The organism is Actinomyces sp. oral taxon 181 (assembly GCF_018370895.1).
Lineage (GTDB): Bacteria > Actinomycetota > Actinomycetes > Actinomycetales > Actinomycetaceae > Pauljensenia.
In genome coordinates this window covers 105,107-122,552 of record NZ_JAGYZL010000003.1, presented here as the reverse complement: position 1 = coordinate 122,552, position 17,446 = coordinate 105,107, and the positions used below count along the sequence as shown (strand labels likewise).

Genomic DNA, 17,446 nt, shown 5'->3' with positions numbered 1-17,446 from the left:
CACTATGCGAGCGAGAAGGTTACTTAACCTTCTTGATGCGCATGATGAGCCATGCGGCGATCAAAACGACGATGATCGCGACGATGAAAACGACCGTGTAGGCCGAAGTCGGCGTTGTTGATGTATGGGTCATGTTCTTGACAATCACAACGATCGCAGAGGTCATCAAAGAACCAACAACCATCGATAGTGTGTTCGCCAAGTTCAAGATTCCCAGGTCTTTGCCGGCCTCGTCGGGGTTGGGAAGGACCGAAACATTGAGCGCCTGATCGATAGCGTTGTACACGCCGTACCCAAGGCCGGCGATTCCCGCAAAGAGGTACATACCTAGCGCAGAGTGGAAGATCAGCGGCATTGCAGAGCCAATCGCAAACATGACGCTGGCCAGGGCAACCGGGAGCTTGCGGCGACCGATGAAATCGGTGATCGGTCCAGCGCCCAGCGCTGCGACCAGTGAGACAGCCAGAGTAATGACTGCCATCGAGGCGATGAGCTCCGCTGCTAGCGTGGTTGCATTGGCGTTACCTGCGAAGATGTAGTCCTGAGCGATGTAGAGCAGGTATGTGTTGATCATCCAGTAGCCACCCATCATCAAGGTGCGGCCAACAAGTGCGTAGTAGAAATCAGGTGCATTCTTCGGCGGGCGGAAGGATTCGAGGATGCGCTTTGCTGAGAAGCTCTCATCCGATTCACCCCGATTGTCCCCTTCACGTGGCCATATGATCACGGTGACAATACCGATGGCGGCAAAGACTGCCGCGCCCAGCAGCCAGCCGTGAGTGAGCCCACTGTCCGCCTTGAGGAGGCGGGCTCCAACCAGATTGCCGATGGTTTGACCTGCCGCGATTCCGGCCCCATAGAAGCCCGAAATCGTTCCGCGGACCTCGTCGGGAATGCGGTCAGACATTGTTGCCACAAAGGGCGCAAGCATAACGTTGTATCCCAGCTGGGCCGTGCACCACAGCAGGAGGATCATCGGGAATGAATGTTGGTTCAGTGCAAGCAGTGCCATCGCACCACCAGCAATGAGCCCACCGATGATGATCCAGGGAGTGCGCTTACCGAAACGCGAACGCGTCAGGTCGGAGAAAGTTCCGAAAATAACGTTTGCAAGAAGCGCAACTACCGAACCAACCGCGTTGATGGTACCCAGCATTGATTCTTTTCCGGCCGCGTTAATATCTTCAAGCACTGCCGGCAAAATGACGGAGGTCAACGCGACCCAGGGGATTGCACAGGCAACCGCGCTGACGGTGAAACCGACACTGAGGCGGATGAGGTTAACCCGGTTTTCTCTTGGCGGTCTAGAAACCTTGTTCATCTTGGCTCCTTATGGCTAGTCAGATGTGGGCAACTGGTGGCTGGGCAAGCAAGTCGTCAGTGCGGTGTTGGCCTTCACTGTCGGTCCACGTCAGGGAAGCAATAGACCCGGTCTCAGAGGGGGTAGCGGGATTGAAAGTCAACTGTGTGCTGGCGTCCTGAGCTTCCCACGTGAGCGTGAGTACGTCGCCGTCTCGCTGGTAAGAGAACTCGCCGTCAAAAGCCGGAAGAGTATTGCGGAATGCGCACAGTGCATTGAGGGCCTGAACAACTGGGCGCTTAAGGTTCTCTTCAACTTCTTGTGCCGAGTAGTAGTGACGGTTAATGTCGCGACCAACGTTGGTGCGCTTGAGCAGCTCCATGTCATTTGCGCCCGCGAGAGCACCCACGTAGTAGACCTGGGGGATCCCGGGTAGGAAGAACTGAACTGCTCGCGTGGCGAGGTAGTGCTGGTCGTTGCATCCCAATGCGGAGTAGTACGTGGAGTTGACCTGGTAGAGATCCAGGTTCGAGGCTGCGGCACCGGTAGCTTCGCGCGATTCCCCGTGGGTGTTTGCGTGGATTGTCTCGACGAGGCGGTCGACGTCGGGATCTGGAACCAAACCCTTGAGCGAACGGTCCAGCTGGTCCGAACCGATGTCGATGACGCCGATTCCATCGTGCGTGTCCAGTACGGTCACAGCATTATTGGGACGCACATTGATCCAGTGCTCAAGTGAGTCTACTGTTCCCGAGAAAATTGAGTGGAGCAAGAGAGGGGGAAGTGCGAAGTCATAGACGCGGTCGACCTTACTGGCGATGTCGATCTGCTTCTTGTAGTAGGAATGAACCTCGATCAGAGTTTCTAGACCACGCTTTGCGCCCTCTTCTTTGATGCGTTCAATCAAGCGGAAAGTCTTAGGGATCATGAAGCAGGATGTGCGTGCTTCCTTAGCTCCATACCCGACGGCATCAAGGCGGATCGAGGAAACATGGCTGGCTCCCAGTTGGTCAAGGATCGACATCAGGTAATCCCAGCCCTGCTTCGAATCGGTGTCGATATCGACCTGCTGTGGGGTGAAGGTCGTCCAGACCAGACGCGTCTTATCACCCCAGGAGTAGTGGGTGAGGGGAAGACCTGGACGAGGACGATAGATGCCAGCGAGTTCTTCTTCAGTCACGCCTTCGGGGAAGACACTGGACAAGGTCAGGAACATCGGGGCGAAGGGGCTGTCTTCGCCATTCTTCATGACATCTTGGAACTGCTCAGATTCCCATGAAACGTGATTGACGATGGTGTCAACCATGATTTCGTGGGTCCTTGAGAGCTCGGCTACGTCATCCCAAGAACCAAGACGCGGATCAACCTTTGTGTGGTCAACTGGGTCAAAACCTGCATCTGCACCATCGAAGGGCGTGAAGAAGGGGAGGATGTGAACGCCTTCGTAGACTCCTGAAAAATGCTGGCGGAGCGTGGTGGTCAAGGCGGAAATAGTGCTGCCACCGAAACGATCGGCATAGGCGATGAGTTGAACCTTATTCTGCAATGGTCTCCCCAATCGAGGTGCGAGATTTCGCAAATTGGATATGAGCAAATTCAGAATAACGTGTGGAAAAATAAAATGTTCTGTCGGATACAGTTATCGAGTCAACCAAATAGGTGGGTAATTACTGAGAAAAGTCTGAATGAGGTGGATGCTAGGGGAGTAAAGGTGTTCTGACCTGTCGTTTTCTTAGTTTTGTTGCCTTGGTTGCTTCTATGCCACATAGGACTAAAGGCGCTTAAGGGTAAAAGAAAAGGCCGAACTCGCAAAACGAGCTCGGCCTATCTATGTCTGAATCAGGCAGCGCGAACGACTCGATCAGACTTCAGGCACTTGGTGCACACGTTCAGGCGCTTGGGCGTCCCATCAACCAGGGCGCGAACGCGCTGAATGTTCGGATTCCACCGGCGGTTGGTACGAACGTGCGAGTGCGACACGCTCTTGCCGAAGCCGGGTCCCTTACCGCACACGTCACAAACGGCAGCCACGATGTTCTCCTCGGTTTTTTCTTACACGATTAGTTGTCTTGATCATGACGATCAAGAGGCCATTGGTGACAGCTCACCGCAGGCAACTATGACACCTTAACTGATTTCGCCCCAAATAACCAAGTCCACAGAGGGAAATATGCGTGTCAGGTGGCACACATGTGCCTGAAGGCGGAACAATGTTGAAGGTATCCCACATCGCAGCACCGTCAGGTTGAGACATCGTTATAAGGACAAATTGTGGCACTAGATTCTGGAGTTTTGGCGCGTAGCTTCCAGATAGCGGCTGATGAAATGACAAAGCTCGCCCCTTTTATCGATGACCTCGACGGAGTAGGTGGGGGGGACTGTGATACCGGAACAAACGCGCGTGTCACCTTCCAAACTCTCGCTCACGGGTGTGCGCAGCTTTCCGACAGTGATCCGCTTTCTGTTGGCCTTGATTGTGCGATTCAGTCGGGAATCCGCGGAGCGCTGGGACACTGCGGCGTGCTTCTCGTGTCGATTTTTTCCTCTTGGCATTCAGCGCTTGATGATGCCTCCATCAGTCCGGTTGTCCTTCGCCGCATGCTCTTGGCGACCCCTTCCGCTCTGAAGGCTGCGCATGCCCAGGGAAGCGCCACAGATGCGATGCTGCGCGAGGCATGTTCAGAACTTGAAGGACTTGGCGATACGCTCCCCGAGGTTCCCCAAGAACTCTCCGCGTTCTGCGCTGCCGCGCAATTCGGCCTCGTCGAGGCCACGGGATCTTCCACTGCCGCCATCGACGCCGGTGCAGCGGTCGTTGCGCTGATGTTCAGCGCTCTCGATGCTGCCTGCCGCGATGATCTGGGGATGCTTGAATCTCTTGCTGCAATGCTCGCGGAATTAGCGGGGCATGGAAGCAATCGGGTCCGTCCGCATGCGCCGACGCCTGATCGCGCATTCACAGTCGATGTCATTCTTCAAGGAACCCTTGATGATGTCGATGCTCAGCGCCGCCAGCTTGACGCCCTGGGAGCACGTTATTCCTGGGCTGGACATGCCGATCTTTTTGGATTGGGCGAGTGGCGCTTCCACATTGATACTGCCGCTCCTTTATCTGTCCATCCCAAACGCGGTCGGACACTCCGCTTCCACGTCGCTGATGCACGCCCCGATGAAACAATTGGAATCGATACCCTTGCTGATGGCGTGACACACCGAGGTATCAGGCTCTTGGAGCGCCAGCCCATTCGCAGGGTGGAACGTGCCGCAGTCGTTGTCTGCACACGGGTTGCGGGGATGGTTGAAGATCTTGCCCTCAGCGGTGCCCAAGTTTTCCTTGATCCTCAGCTTGAAGATCTCGAGGCTCTTGTTCTTCCTGCGCGCTGTGCATCGACTCGGGTGGAACTTATCGTTCCCAGCGATAGGGAGTGCCTAGCGCTTGCTCAAAGGATTAGTGCCTCTTATGTACGAATGGGGGAAGAAGAGCTCGATATTTCCATTGCGTCCTCAACGAATGAATTAGAAGCACTGGCGATCAGCCGGACCTGTGCGCCGCTCTTTGTGCCTCAACCCGGGGGACGCACTGTTGCCACTAAACTCCGCGCGCTTATTGATGAAAACGCCCGCAGTTCGCTTCTTGCTCAACACACGACGGAAATTGACGCAGAGTGGCAGGTTGAGGACGTTTCTCGTGCCCTTCAAGATCTCGTATCCTACGCGCCGACACGCTGGGTCTTACTTGCTGGAAATGAAGACGCGGCAACCTTGATTGCGGTTCTGCGTCAGCTTCTCGATAGCCTCACCCCCGAATCCACCAGTGTGGATCTTGAAGTCATTGATGCCTCTCCTCAAACCAGTTCTCTTCTGCAGGCACTCGCGTGAATCCACTCGATACTCCTCTGAGCCTTCGCCTTCCTGCCAAACTGGCAAAGAAGCTTGAAAAAGCCGGCATTCTCACCATTGGTGACCTGCTCTACGATGCGCCTCGTCGCTACTACCATTGGGGTGCTCTCACGCCCATGCACGTTCTGCGTCCCGGAGAAGATGTCACTATTTTGGCCGAAGTAGTCAGCGCTCGGCTGATCCCTAATCGTTCGCGTGCAGGGGTTCGATTCGAAGTTCGTCTCACCGACGGCTCCTCGGAAATGACCGCGACTTTCTTTGCCAGTAGTCCCTATAAGCTCAGCGTGCACGAACGCCTTCTTCAACCGGGAGAAAGTTTTCTTTTTGCTGGAAAAGTTGGGGAATACCGAGGGAATTTGCAATTGGTGCATCCCGAGTTTGAAGGCGTTGATGATGAACAGGCAGCTCCCGATATTGAAAAACGCTCGAACCGCCCCATTCCCATTTATTCCACACGGGGTGGTGTCACCTCGTGGGTGATTGCACGTGCAATTGCCGTTGTGCTGGATTCTTTGGACCTGGACGCTCTTCCAGATCCTGTTCCTGTGCAGATCCGATCGCGTTTCGATATCGAAGCGCTGGGAAATGCCCTACGGCTTCTTCACCAGGGCAGTACGGATCAGGATGTCGCACGCGCGAGACGTAGCATGCGCTGGAGAGAAGCTTTTGTCTTGCAAGCGTTCTTGGCAAAACGTCGACTGGGAAACAATGCTTTGCGTGCGCAAAGCTGCCTGGAAAATCCTTCTAAACTTCAAGCATTCCTTGACGGACTTCCTTTTACTCTGACGCAGTCACAGCGCAGTGCCATCAGTGCTATCGGTGCTGATATTGCCTCGTCGCATCCCATGCAGCGCCTTCTTGAAGGGGATGTGGGATCAGGAAAAACTGTGGTTGCGTGCGCCGCCTTGATACAGGTGATTGCCGCTGGCCATCAAGGTGCACTACTTGCTCCCACCGAAGTCTTGGCACGGCAACATGCAGATTCAATTCGAGCGCTGCTTCAACCCCTTGAATCTGCGGGTTTCCCAGTGGATCTGCGTCTGCTCACTTCCTCGACACCTGCCCCGGCTAGGCGTGAAATCGAGCGTCTATTGGCCTCGGGAATGCCGGTTATTGTCATTGGGACGCATGCCTTGCTCTACGTGCGCAATCTCTTTGCTGACCTTGCCCTGGCTGTGATCGACGAGCAGCATCGTTTTGGCGTCCAGCAGCGAGACGCTCTTCGTGAAAGCCGCAATGACGGCTTGCTTGTTCATCAGTTGGTGATGACTGCTACTCCAATCCCTCGAAGCGTCGCGATGACGATTTTTGGAGATCTGGATGTCACGGTGATGAAAGGCTTGCCCTCGGGCCGAAAACCGGTGACAACTTTCGTTGTGGACGCGGGAAACGCCGTGTGGATGGAGCGCATGTGGCAACGGGCGCGCGAAGAAATTGACGGCGGCGGGCGCGTTTATGTCGTCTGTCCGCGGATCGATGAAGACGATCATCCCGATGTGTTGCTTGAAGAAAGCGCTGCCCCTCTTGCATCGGTGACAGCAACTATCGAGATGCTCGCGGGGGTTCCTTCGCTATCTGGTGTCAAAGCGGTGAGCGTGACCGGCAGAGATAGCAGCGAAGAAAAAAGCGCCACAATGGAGGCTTTCTCCAGTGGGCAAGCTCCAATTCTTGTTGCGACAACTGTCATTGAAGTTGGCGTTGATGTCCCCGAGGCGACCATGATGATCATCTTGGATGCACAGCAATTTGGGCTTTCACAGCTCCATCAGCTGCGTGGCCGCGTGGGACGCTCCTCGAGACAAAGCATCTGCATGGCCGTTCATCCTTCGGTCATCAGCGATACTTCGGCGCAACGCTTGGAAGCCTTCGCTTCATCAACCGATGGTTTTGTTCTCGCCGAGGCCGATCTTGCCTTGCGTCGAGAAGGTGACGTATTAGGGGCGGCCCAGTCAGGAAAAACATCGAGACTGCGCTTCCTGAGCGTTGTCCGTGATGGGGCAATCATTGAAGAAGCCCGAGAAAGCGCGGGCGAACTCGTTGCGGCAGATCCTTCTTTGGCCTCGTATCCGGAATTAGCGGCAAGTCTCAATGACGCTTCCAGCGAAGAGCTGGTGTGGATGGAACGCAGCTAACGTAGTCTTAAAGCATGACACGAATTATTGCCGGCACTTTGAAAGGTCGGACCCTGCATGTCCCGCCTTCGGGGACGCGCCCAACGTCTGAGCGCGTCCGTGAGGCAATGTTTTCGCGCCTTGAACACATGGACGTTATCGAAGGAGCTCGCGTTCTTGATCTGTATGCGGGAAGCGGAGCTCTGGGTTTTGAGGCGCTTTCGCGCGGCGCAGATCAATTAACCCTGGTTGATTCCTCGCAGGGTGCGCTGCGAACTCTGAAAAAGAATGCCGCCTTGGTTGCTCCGGGCAGCATAGTTATTGGTGCGGATGCGCTCGCGGCAGTTTCTGGACGGCTGAGCGGCCAATATGACCTAGTTTTTATTGATCCTCCCTATGAGTGTGAGAGCGCAACTATCACCGAGATCCTTACAGCATTGCTCGCATATTTAAGTCCAGATGCCTCGGTTGTCGTTGAGCGATCGACTCGCTCGACAGCTGTCGAGCTGCCTAAAGGACTCATCTGTGAGGACCAGCGCGATTGGGGGGAGACTCGCGTTCTTTTTCTTGCGCCCCCACTTCCACAAACCGGTAAGGAGAGTGAATGAAAGCCGTCATTCCCGGAAGCTTTGATCCACTTACCGTCGGGCATCTGGACTTTATTACTCGGGCGTCACGTCTTGTTGACCACCTGATCGTTGCCGTTGGAGTGAATTCAGCCAAGGCCTCGGCCAGCGATATCCGATGCCGCGTGGAAAGCGCCCGCGCGGGGCTTGCTCACCTGGCGAAGGTAGAAGTCCTGCCCATGAACACGCTTTTGGTTGATTTTTGTCGCGCACATGATGCGGATCTGGTGATCAAAGGGGTGCGCGGAAACGGTGACGTGGAGTCAGAGATGGCTCAGGCCGTGACAAATCGAGAGATCGGGGGAGTGGAAACACTGTGGATCCCCACCGATCCCGCGCTGGGACACGTGTCCTCATCCCTTGTTCGTGAACTTTTTGCGTGGGGAATGGATGTCTCTCGGTATGTTCCGGCCCCAGTTTTGGCCGTGTGGGGAGAAAATAGAGAAGCAGTGTACGCGCAAGACCCAATTGGAGGAGACAATGGCTGAAAACCATGATGAGCACGCGGAATCCTCGCAGCAGTGGGAGGATCAGACCGTGTACGGTCCCTCGACTGTGATTGCGGCTTTGGACCGAATTGAAGACCTCCTTGAGGCTGCACGTGCAGTTCCGCTCTCTGCTTCGGTAATGGTGAACCGAGCGGAGGTTCTTGATCTCCTCGATCAGGCTCGTGAAGCTCTTCCCGATGACCTCAAGGCCGCAGATGCGGTTGTTGCCGACGCAGACGCAGTGCTTGTGCGCGCGGACTCGGCCGCAGAGACGACCATTGCCGAGGCTAATGCCCGCGCTCGTTCGACCATCGACGAAGCCCGTGAAAAGGCTGATCAGCTGGTCGCTGAGGCCGAGGAACACGCCCAGAAGACCCGTGAAAAGGCCGAAGAAGATGCGAAGCGTGTGCGTGAACAGGCTGAGGCGGATGCGGAGAACACCCTTGCCGACGCCAATGCGCAGGCAGAGCGCCTTGTATCCGGAGAAAACATCAAGCAGATGGCTGAGGAGCGTGCACGCGAGATTGTTGGGCAAGCGCGTGCAGCTGAAAAGCAGATGCGTACCGGTGCCGATGAATACGCTGCCTCTTCACTTGCAGAACTATCTGCACTTCTTCAAGAACTTCAACGCCGTACCGATGCCGGTCGGCGTGCCATTGCTGAACGCAATGGCCGCGATATTACGAACGTGACTTTAGAAAATGAGTGAACCTTTAGAGATTTCTCTTCGTGATCTTTCGCGCTCGCCTGGTTCGACGCGCGACTATCACCTGACTTGGCAGGTTCCTGACGACCTGGGAACCTCGGTTATGCGAGTGGTTCCAGGAACCGAATTACCTATCGACGTGACTATTACTTCGGTTGATGACGGAGTTCTGATTCGTGCGCATACCGATGTTGATATCGACGGCGAATGCGTGCGTTGTCTTGATGAACTGACGCGTCACTATTCGGTCGATGTTGATGAACTGTTCTTCGAGCCGAAGGCTGCACAGCGTTTGCGTAATGAACAGGATGAGGAAGCAGAAGATTTCCCGACGATCTCGGCGCGCGACACCATCGATATTGAAGGAATTGTGCGTGACGGCATCGTGACGCTGATGGAAGACCGTCCTCTGTGTAAGCCTGATTGCCAGGGGCTTTGCCCGGGATGCGGTGAAAAATGGGAAGATCTTCCCGAAGATCATGAGCATGTGGTGATCGATCCGCGTCTTGCGGGTCTGTCGGGTCTTCTTGACCAGCTCACCGCGCGGGATGAGAACTAATGGCTCGTCGTTCAAAGCTTCCTGTACCCCCGCGTCCCAATACTGATACCTTGCTTGAGGCATGGGGAACTCCTGTGCGCCAGGATCTGTTGGAACTTGCGCTAATCCACCGTTCGTATGCAAATGAAGCCGGTGGAATTGCCCATAATGAACGCCTTGAGTTCCTGGGTGACTCTGTCCTTTCGATTGTCGTGGCCGACGAGCTGTATCACCGCCATGGCGACGTCCCCGAATCTGAATTGTCGCGGATGCGGGCAGCAACTGTTTCTCAAGAACCCTTAGCGCAAGCAGCTCGGCACATTGAGCTGGGGGAGTACATCTACTTAGGGCGTGGGGAAAGTACTCACGGTGGTCGAGACAAAGACTCCATCTTGTCTGATACTTTCGAAGCTCTGGTCGGTGCAACCTATCTGAGCGTAGGTATCGAAGGCGCGCGTGCAACTATTTTGCGGCATCTAGGTTTCTTGCTGGTTCATGCAGTCGAACGTGCTGCTGAACAGGACTGGAAGACAACCCTGACTGAGTTTGCCTTCAACCATGACCTAGGGGCGGTGACCTACGAGGTTGAGGGCGAAGGCCCAGACCATCAGAGGGTTTTTACTGCTCATGCCTTTGTTGCCTCAAGGGATGCCGAAGTTGGCCAAGGTGTTGGTACTTCGAAGAAACACGCAGAAAATGCGGCAGCAGCTGATGCAGTTGCTCGCCTCAGCGGTGAGAAGCGCGTTGATGAACAAGGAGAAAAACGTGACTGAAAACGATACCCCTTTGCAGACCCCAATCCGAGTCATGATCGTTGATGATCATGAGATCGTTCGTCGCGGGATTGCAGAGATTGTCGATCGTGCAGATGACCTTGAGGTGGTTGCAGAGGCCGGGACAGTTCAAGATGCTCTGCGCCGCGCTCAATTGGTCAGCCCCGATGTGATTTTGGTGGACCTCCAGCTTCCCGACGGAACGGGCATCGACATCATGGAATCTCTGGGGCAGACAAACCCCGAGATCCGCCCGATCGTCCTGACTTCTTTTGATGATGACGAGGCCCTGGCAGAATCCCTTGCAAAGGGTGCACGTGCCTACGTGCTCAAGACCGTTCGCGGTGCAGAAATTACCGATGTCATTAAGGCAGTCGCACAGGGACGCATCCTTCTTGATGAGCGAACACTGACCCGCAGGCGTGCAGATCATGATGATCCCACCGCAGACCTGACTCCTTCAGAGCGTAAGGTCTTGGAGCTGATCGGTGATGGCCTGTCGAACCGCGAAATTGGCGCAAAACTGGGCGTTGCAGAAAAGACCGTGAAGAACCACATCACATCCTTGCTGTCGAAGATGGGGCTTCAACGACGCACTCAGGTTGCTGCATGGGTAGCCGGACAGCGCGCTGCCGCTTGGCGTAACTGAGCTAGGCCAGGGGAACACTCCAGGTAATCTTTGTTCCTTTTCCTTCAAGACCTGTACCAACGGTGAAGGTTCCGCCGTTGAGGCGCGCACGTTCTGCCATATTTGCAAGGCCTGAATTGCGTGTATGTGCGGGGTCAATCCCGACTCCGTCATCAGAAACGGAAACCGTGAGCCTACCCGTTTTCCCGCTTCCCTCAAGTTCAACATTGACCGCACCCGCAGTCGCGTGTGCGTGACGGGCAATGTTGGACAGTCCCTCTCGAACGATTGCAACCGCATCATCGCTTCGCGAATCGTCAACGCGAGAATTGAGCAATTCAACGCGGTGATCTTCGCATTCTTTCTGTTCGTTGACCGATTGGCCGTCGACAGAAATGAGGAGCGAAGGCGCAAAGCCTAAAAATGAACGCGAGAGGGAGGACTCTCGACGGATACGCTCCACCAAGCCAACGTCAGAATCGGGTTCACGCAGATTATGGACGATTGCGCGGATCTGACGCACGGCCTCGTCAATGGACGCTAGAGACAGGTCAAGAGCGTGGATCACCTCGTCGACGCCGACTTGTTTTTCGCTGATCTTTTGCTTGGTCGAGTCCAATTGCATGCCCGCCGCAAAGAGCTGCTGGATCGCAAAATCATGTAGATCGCGGCCAATTCGATCACGTTCGTCAAGGAGGGAAGCGACGTCTTCAGCGTGGCGAGCCGAAGCGAGCTCCAGTGCAAGCGCAGCTTGAGCGGCCAGTGATTCCGCTAAAGCCAACTCGGAGTAGTCAAATTCTGGTTTTCCGGGAAGACGGAGCAGGATGAGGACGCCTGCGGGCTTCCCTCTTCCACGAAGAGGCGCATAGAGCGCCGGACCGAATTCGGAAAATTCGGGGATGCGCATGGTCTGGGCGCGCGCGAGGGAATCAACAATCATGCCGGTCCCTTCGTTAAGTACCGACATTGCGCGGCCTTCGTGGGGGAAGACAATTCCTAGCAAACGATCAGCGTGATGACCATCGGTAATTTCTGCAGCCCAGGTATCTTTCACTGAGGGCAAGACGATAATCGCGGTATCCGCCTGCGAGACGTCGCGAACGGTTTGAGCGATCAGGGTTAAACCTTCTTCCTCGTCTGCGCCTTCGAGCATCGAGGTGGTCAGCTGCTGCGAGGCTCGAATCCATCGCGCGCGCCTTCGAGCATCTGCATAGAGGTGAGCGTTTTCAACGGCAATACCGGCTGCCGCCGCCAAAGTCTGCACAATGCGAAGTGCACTGAGTCCGAAGCCTCCCAGGCGATTGACCAGGTATAGGCGTGCATAGATTTGCCCCTTGAAGGTGACAGAAACTCCTAGGAAGTTCTCAATTCCTTCAGCATTGTCAAGGGAAGCAGGATCGTTGAGAATCGCATATCCCTCATCGGTAATGCGTTGGATCAACTCGTCGGGAAGATTTGAGGCCTCACCGGCTGGAGCATCGCCGTATTCGACGAACATCGTCGTATCGCCCCAGGTATCAAGAACCGATAGCCCTGCGTAGCGTGCGCCGGTTAATGCGCATGCGCGCTCGACGAAATTCTCAAGGACTCGTTGAAGATCTAGGCTTGAGGTGACGTCAAGAGCAGCTTCAAGAAGTCGTGAATCGGTCCTTTCGGGGCTCATTCTTCCTCCTGCTTAAGTGCCCAACGGAAAGCTTCGCTCCTTGCGATGAGCTCATCACGTGTTCCTCGTTCAACGATGCGTGCAGGACGCAAGCGAGGATCATCGTGCGGATACCCCATCAGGATAATCTCATCTGCAATGTCAAGAGCGCTCAGGCGGTGCGTGACAATCACCAAGCCTTTATTCACTGCGTGTGCACGGATGGTTCTCATTAGTGCATCTGCGCTGTGAGGATCAAGGTGCTCACTGGCTTCATCCAAAAGCATGATGGGTGCATGTGAGGCGAGTGCTCGGGCAGCAAGAAGTCTGCGACGCTCACCACCGGATACTCCCGTTGCCCCAGCCCCAATTACGGTATCGATTCCCTGAGGAAGAGAAGCACACCAGTCCTTGAGGCCAACGGTGCTCAGAAATTCCTGAGCTTCTTCCTTCGACAGATCAGCGCGTGCAACGCGAAGATTTTCGTAGATGCTGGTTGCGAAGATATGGGCGTCTTCAGCGGTTACCTGAATGACGCTTGCACTCTCCTCGTGGGGAATGTCCCCAAGAGGAACCCCGTTGAGAGTGAGCTGCCCATCGCGTGCGGGGATCAATCCAGCCAGAGTATTCAGGAGTGTTGTTTTACCAATTCCCGAAGGGCCAACGATTGCGACGCAGCGACCGGGGACAACATCAAGATTGAGGTTTTCAACCAAGAGCGGGCCATCGGGCCATCCGATCGCCAGGTCACTTGCTTGAAGATTGGGGTGGTGTGTCGCATCTTCGGGAAGCCGAGTCTGCGCGATCTTCGAGGCCGTGGTGGTCGGTGCCTCCGAGCCGATAAGTTCGCGGATCCGCAGTGCTGCTTGAGCGCTACGGACGAGTTGCGCCATCGCGGAGTTCATCTGAGCCGAGGCCTCGAAAGAAGACAGGGGAGTGAGGGTAATGACCGCGAGAGCGACGGCGCTGAGGATCTGAGCCTGAACGGATGGAACTCCAACGAGGAGCGCCCCGACAACTGCTAGTCCCATAGATGCGCGATCGATGAATTGAGCCCAAGCAGAGGCGCGGGCGGCCCCTCGTCGAGATGACTCAATGTTGTCCTCGCTGCGTTCGAATTCGCCGCGCGCACGGTCAATGAGTCCGTTAATTGCCAGCTCATCGTAGCCATCGATCAAGGTCACCAGCGAGCTGCTCAGGGCAGCGCGTGCCTGGATTCCTTCGACTTGAGCTGCGCGTTGCGCTCGAGCGGTGATAACTGGGGCAACGATCCCAGAAAGGATTAAGCAAAGCGCCAAAATGACTGCGGCACCTGGAGAAAGAAATGCCAGAGCGCCGACGGTCGCGCTTCCTACAATCGCTGCGACACCTGCGGGAAGGACAGACTTCACAATAAAATCGCCGACCTCGTCGACATCGGATCCCATACGTGCCAGCAGATCACCGCGGCGAAGTGAGATCACTCTGCCGAGATCTGAAGATGCTAAGGCGTCGTAAAGGCTCAGTCGCAGATGGTCCATGCCCTCGAGCGCAACGCGGTGGGAAATCAGGCGTTGAACATAACGCAGAAGGGCACGCGAGACACCGAAAAGACGTACCGATGTTGCAGCAACAGAAAGTACTAAGACGGGAGGCATCTGTGAGGCTCGCGCGATGAGCCAAGCAGATGTTGCACCCAGAGCGATCGATGAACCAATTCCTAGGCTTGCCAGAAGGAGCGCGCCGATAAAACGCCACTTATCAACTCGGAGCAGTGACAACGCCCATCGCAAGGAGGAAGCTTCCTCAGAAGTGAGAATCCGCATTTTCATTGCTCTCCTCCAACTTCTGCCAATTCGGCCTGATCCTTAACCCGCGAATGAACGCTGATCACTTGGTCTGCTGCATCGATAAGAGCCTGGCGATGTGCGATCGCAATGACCGTTCGACCTTTCTTGCGCAGAGCCTCCATTGCTTTCAAAACGATCTCTTCACTCACAGCATCCAGGTGGGCGGTAGGTTCATCCAAGATGACAATGGGAGTTTGTGCTAGCAAAGCGCGGGTAAGGGCGAAACGTTGCCGTTGTCCAACGGAAAGACCGGCCCCGTCTTGGCCAATTTGCGTATCCCAACGCTGAGGAAGCGTGTCCAGAACTTCGGTGAATCCGCAAAGTGCTGCGGCAGCCTCGAGTTCTTCTTCTGTTGAAGGCGGAAGCTGCTCGCGTAGGCTTCCGGGAAGCAAAGAAGGGTGCTGCGGTACCCAAGTTATGGCTTTCCACAGTTTTTCTGTGGGAATGTTCTGAAGGGGAATTTCTTCTCCTTCAAAGGTCCGGACCATCAGGTATCCACTCTGAATCGGAAGCAGCCGCATCAGCGCGTAAATCGTACTGGTTTTTCCTGAACCTGAGGGGCCTGCAAGGACGCTCAGCGTTCCTGGCAGGATATCCGCGTTCAACCCTGCAGGTGCCCAAGTGCCGCGTGCCTCAATTGAAAGATCGCGCAATGAGAAGGCAGCTGAAGACCAATCAATACCGTGATCATCCTGAACAGAGTCTTCCCCTTCCGAGTCTTCAGCCATTGAAGGAATGGGAGTTTCTAAAATCTCGAAGGCTCGTTCGGCAGCGGCGACACCATTTGCGGAGGCGTGAAATTGAGCTCCGACCTGACGAAGAGGCTCAAAAACTTCCGGTGCAAGCATGATGACGGCTAGGCCGGTGAATAAAGAAACATGACCAAAAACCATTCGGAAGCCGACTTCGACGGCAACCAAGGCGACGCAGAGCGTGGAGAGAAACTCCAATACAGCGCCAGAGAGAAAAGCAATGCGCAGCGTCGACATTGTTGCGCGCGTATTGGATCGCGAGAGAGATTCTAAATGCGCACGAGGAGCGCTTTCTCGGCCCAAGGCGCGAAGGGTCGGCAGTCCTGCAATCAAATCCAGCATTTGCGCGCCCAAGGTCTGCATTGTTTCCAGTTTTTCTGAGGAAGCGCTCTGAGTAAAACGGCCAATTAAGGCCATAAAAATTGGGATCAGCGGAACAACGATTGCGGCAATGAAGGCCGACCAGAAATCGAGGAAAAGGATTGTTGCCAGGGCTAGGGGAGTCACAGTTGCTGTGAGAACCAACTGGGGAAGATAGTCGACGAAGTAAGGGGAAAGGTCCGTCAGGCCTCGGGAAAGGAGGGTCGAGGCCTCGGAACCGTGAGTGGCGCGCCAGCGTGGCCCCAGGTTTGAGATGTGTGTCAGGACGCGTCCACGCAACTCTCGGATTGTCCGGTCTGCTGCTCGGTGACCCAAGGCCTCGCGAACTCCGATGAGCGCCGCGCGTGCGATAACGATAGCGACCAAGAGAAGAAGCGGCGTGCGTACCTGGGCAAGCGAGGCACCAGATGTGACTGCGGGGGAGAGAGCGGCAGAAAGAGCAAGAGTCTGTGCAATCACCAAGACTGCCGTCACAATCCCCAAGATTGAGATGAGGAGGATATGACGACGCGCGCTCGATGCGTACTTGAGAAGACGGGGGTCCAGTGGGCGCATTCTTCTATTTTCTGTCCTTCGAGACGGTCGTGCTCGGTGAAAAAACTGGTGGCCCCGGTTCCCCGAGGCCACCAGCAGTGCGGACGATCAGCCCGCGAGGAAATTCTGATCCAGTCGGATCTTGTTCAAGATCAAACCGGTATTCGTTGAAACATCCGAGGAAGAAACGCGAGAGCGGAATTTCCAGTAGGACCACGCAGTGTAGACAAGAACCACGGGGACCAAGCAGAGGGCAACGATCGACATCACGGTGAGAGTTCCCGTAGTCGATGAGGCCTGTGCGATGGTCAGCGAATAAGCGGGATCGATGCTCGACTTCATGACGTTGGGCGCCATAGCTGCGAAGATCCATGCAACTGCTCCGGCCATTGCGAGGCAAGAGAAGAGGAAGGACAGACCTTCGTTACGCAAGACAGCCTGCGAGAAGACAGTCGAAGCGATGAGGCACAGTGCTGCGATGAGCAACGGGAGCCATGCCAGGACATTCGTTGTGTACGCGAACTGTCCCCAGATGACCCACACTGCAGCCAGAGCAGTGGCAACCACTGTCGCGGGAGCTGCGAAACCATTCGCACGTTCCTTCAGGTCACCTTCGGTCTTGAGGGCCAAGAACTGAGCGCCGTGAGCGAGGCACAGGGCAACCAGGACAAGACCACCCAAGAGAGTGTAGGGGGTGAGAAGTGAGAAGAAACCACCGGTCAGCTGGTGAACAGCTGTATTGAGGGAGGAGGGGACGTCGGCAGGTGCAACGACCGCGTTCGTTCCGTGAGTAACGACCTCAATCTTCATTCCCTGAACCAGGTTGGCAAATGCCACACCGAAGAGAAGGGGAACAAGCAGCGCGGAGACGGCGTGAACGCGATCCCAGACACTGCGCCATTGCTCAGACTTGAGCTTCGAGCGCCATTCAATCGCGCAGACGCGAACGATGAGCGCCAGCAGAATGAGGAAGAGTGCCAGGTACATTCCCGAGAACATGGTTGCGTACCATTCGGGGAATGCTGCGAAGGTCGCGCCACCGGCGGTCAGCAGCCAGACCTCGTTACCGTCCCAGTGGGGGCCGATTGTGCGTAGCGCTTGGGTGCGCTCGCGATCATCGCGTGCGAGGAAGCCCTGGAGCATTCCCACTCCGTAGTCGAAGCCCTCGAGGACCAGGTACATGGTCCACAAGACAGCGATGAGGATGAACCACAAAATACTCAAAGTCATGGTTTTTC

General features: G+C 55.5%; 15 protein-coding genes. 8 read left to right on the top strand and 7 right to left on the bottom strand.

Annotated features, from left to right (window positions below):
• Positions 1 to 19: 19 nt before the first annotated feature.
• The 3 genes from KHW85_RS02410 to rpmB all read right to left on the bottom strand — a co-directional run bounded on the left by KHW85_RS02410 (position 20) and on the right by rpmB (position 3,331).
• A complete protein-coding gene (locus KHW85_RS02410) occupies positions 20 to 1,321 on the bottom strand; it encodes an MFS transporter (RefSeq protein WP_291458657.1) in 1,302 nt (433 codons plus the stop codon).
• Positions 1,322 to 1,340: 19 nt separating this feature from the next.
• Positions 1,341 to 2,846, bottom strand: a complete 1,506-nt coding sequence (gene gtfA / locus KHW85_RS02405; RefSeq protein WP_291458656.1) for a sucrose phosphorylase — start codon at positions 2,844 to 2,846, stop codon at positions 1,341 to 1,343.
• A gap of 293 nt (positions 2,847 to 3,139) precedes the next feature.
• The gene (gene rpmB, locus KHW85_RS02400) at positions 3,140 to 3,331 is read right to left on the bottom strand and encodes a 50S ribosomal protein L28 (protein ID WP_019127135.1); all 192 of its coding nucleotides are present in this window, start codon (positions 3,329 to 3,331) and stop codon (positions 3,140 to 3,142) included.
• A gap of 240 nt (positions 3,332 to 3,571) precedes the next feature.
• Between rpmB and KHW85_RS02395 the strand changes: the two genes are divergently transcribed.
• From KHW85_RS02395 to KHW85_RS02360, 8 genes are read left to right on the top strand one after another with little or no spacing between them, the layout of a single operon-like run.
• Positions 3,572 to 5,179 (top strand): hypothetical protein, encoded by a 1,608-nt coding sequence (locus KHW85_RS02395; protein ID WP_291458655.1) that lies wholly within the window; start codon positions 3,572 to 3,574, stop codon positions 5,177 to 5,179.
• Positions 5,176 to 7,332 carry an ATP-dependent DNA helicase RecG gene (locus tag KHW85_RS02390; RefSeq protein WP_291458654.1) on the top strand — a complete coding sequence of 719 codons (2,157 nt, stop codon included), beginning with the start codon at positions 5,176 to 5,178 and terminating at the stop codon, positions 7,330 to 7,332. Before KHW85_RS02395 ends, KHW85_RS02390 begins: the two co-directional genes overlap by 4 nt.
• Positions 7,333 to 7,346: 14 nt before the next feature.
• Positions 7,347 to 7,919, top strand: a complete 573-nt coding sequence (gene rsmD, locus KHW85_RS02385; protein WP_291458653.1) for a 16S rRNA (guanine(966)-N(2))-methyltransferase RsmD — start codon at positions 7,347 to 7,349, stop codon at positions 7,917 to 7,919.
• The gene (gene coaD, locus KHW85_RS02380) at positions 7,916 to 8,425 is read left to right on the top strand and encodes a pantetheine-phosphate adenylyltransferase (RefSeq protein ID WP_291458652.1); all 510 of its coding nucleotides are present in this window, start codon (positions 7,916 to 7,918) and stop codon (positions 8,423 to 8,425) included. The genes rsmD and coaD overlap by 4 nt, the downstream gene beginning before the upstream one ends.
• Positions 8,418 to 9,134 (top strand): hypothetical protein, encoded by a 717-nt coding sequence (locus KHW85_RS02375; protein ID WP_178707012.1) that lies wholly within the window; start codon positions 8,418 to 8,420, stop codon positions 9,132 to 9,134. The genes coaD and KHW85_RS02375 overlap by 8 nt, the downstream gene beginning before the upstream one ends.
• Entirely contained in the window at positions 9,127 to 9,690 is a 564-nt protein-coding gene (locus KHW85_RS02370; protein ID WP_291458651.1) for a YceD family protein, read from the top strand. Before KHW85_RS02375 ends, KHW85_RS02370 begins: the two co-directional genes overlap by 8 nt.
• Positions 9,690 to 10,442, top strand: a complete 753-nt coding sequence (rnc, locus tag KHW85_RS02365) for a ribonuclease III (protein ID WP_291458650.1) — start codon at positions 9,690 to 9,692, stop codon at positions 10,440 to 10,442. Before KHW85_RS02370 ends, rnc begins: the two co-directional genes overlap by 1 nt.
• A gap of 34 nt (positions 10,443 to 10,476) precedes the next feature.
• Positions 10,477 to 11,091, top strand: coding sequence for a response regulator transcription factor (locus KHW85_RS02360; RefSeq protein ID WP_034234131.1), 615 nt, complete (start codon positions 10,477 to 10,479; stop codon positions 11,089 to 11,091).
• Position 11,092: 1 nt separating this feature from the next.
• On the opposite strand, the gene KHW85_RS02355 is transcribed toward KHW85_RS02360, so the two are convergent.
• From KHW85_RS02355 to cydB, 4 genes are all read right to left on the bottom strand, one after another.
• A complete protein-coding gene (locus KHW85_RS02355; protein WP_291458649.1) occupies positions 11,093 to 12,733 on the bottom strand; it encodes a GAF domain-containing protein in 1,641 nt (546 codons plus the stop codon).
• A complete protein-coding gene (cydC, locus tag KHW85_RS02350) occupies positions 12,730 to 14,523 on the bottom strand; it encodes a thiol reductant ABC exporter subunit CydC (protein WP_291458648.1) in 1,794 nt (597 codons plus the stop codon). The genes KHW85_RS02355 and cydC overlap by 4 nt, the downstream gene beginning before the upstream one ends.
• Complete coding sequence (gene cydD / locus KHW85_RS02345; protein ID WP_291458647.1) at positions 14,520 to 16,229, bottom strand: thiol reductant ABC exporter subunit CydD; 1,710 nt, start codon at positions 16,227 to 16,229, stop codon at positions 14,520 to 14,522. Before cydD ends, cydC begins: the two co-directional genes overlap by 4 nt.
• A gap of 87 nt (positions 16,230 to 16,316) precedes the next feature.
• On the bottom strand, positions 16,317 to 17,438 hold the full coding sequence (gene cydB / locus KHW85_RS02340; protein WP_291458646.1) for a cytochrome d ubiquinol oxidase subunit II: 1,122 nt from the start codon (positions 17,436 to 17,438) through the stop codon (positions 16,317 to 16,319).
• Positions 17,439 to 17,446 lie beyond the last annotated feature (8 nt).

What these genes read in the sequence shown, in the direction of transcription:
- KHW85_RS02410 (WP_291458657.1), bottom strand. Translation starts at nt 1,321, where the DNA reads ATGAACAAGGTTTCTAGACCGCCAAGAGAAAACCGGGTTAACCTCATC.
- rsmD (WP_291458653.1), top strand. Translation starts at nt 7,347, where the DNA reads ATGACACGAATTATTGCCGGCACTTTGAAAGGTCGGACCCTGCATGTC.
- coaD (WP_291458652.1), top strand. Translation starts at nt 7,916, where the DNA reads ATGAAAGCCGTCATTCCCGGAAGCTTTGATCCACTTACCGTCGGGCAT.
- KHW85_RS02375 (WP_178707012.1), top strand. Translation starts at nt 8,418, where the DNA reads ATGGCTGAAAACCATGATGAGCACGCGGAATCCTCGCAGCAGTGGGAG.
- KHW85_RS02370 (WP_291458651.1), top strand. Translation starts at nt 9,127, where the DNA reads ATGAGTGAACCTTTAGAGATTTCTCTTCGTGATCTTTCGCGCTCGCCT.
- rnc (WP_291458650.1), top strand. Translation starts at nt 9,690, where the DNA reads ATGGCTCGTCGTTCAAAGCTTCCTGTACCCCCGCGTCCCAATACTGAT.
- KHW85_RS02360 (WP_034234131.1), top strand. Translation starts at nt 10,477, where the DNA reads ATGATCGTTGATGATCATGAGATCGTTCGTCGCGGGATTGCAGAGATT.
- KHW85_RS02355 (WP_291458649.1), bottom strand. Translation starts at nt 12,733, where the DNA reads ATGAGCCCCGAAAGGACCGATTCACGACTTCTTGAAGCTGCTCTTGAC.
- cydC (WP_291458648.1), bottom strand. Translation starts at nt 14,523, where the DNA reads ATGAAAATGCGGATTCTCACTTCTGAGGAAGCTTCCTCCTTGCGATGG.
- cydD (WP_291458647.1), bottom strand. Translation starts at nt 16,229, where the DNA reads ATGCGCCCACTGGACCCCCGTCTTCTCAAGTACGCATCGAGCGCGCGT.
- cydB (WP_291458646.1), bottom strand. Translation starts at nt 17,438, where the DNA reads ATGACTTTGAGTATTTTGTGGTTCATCCTCATCGCTGTCTTGTGGACC.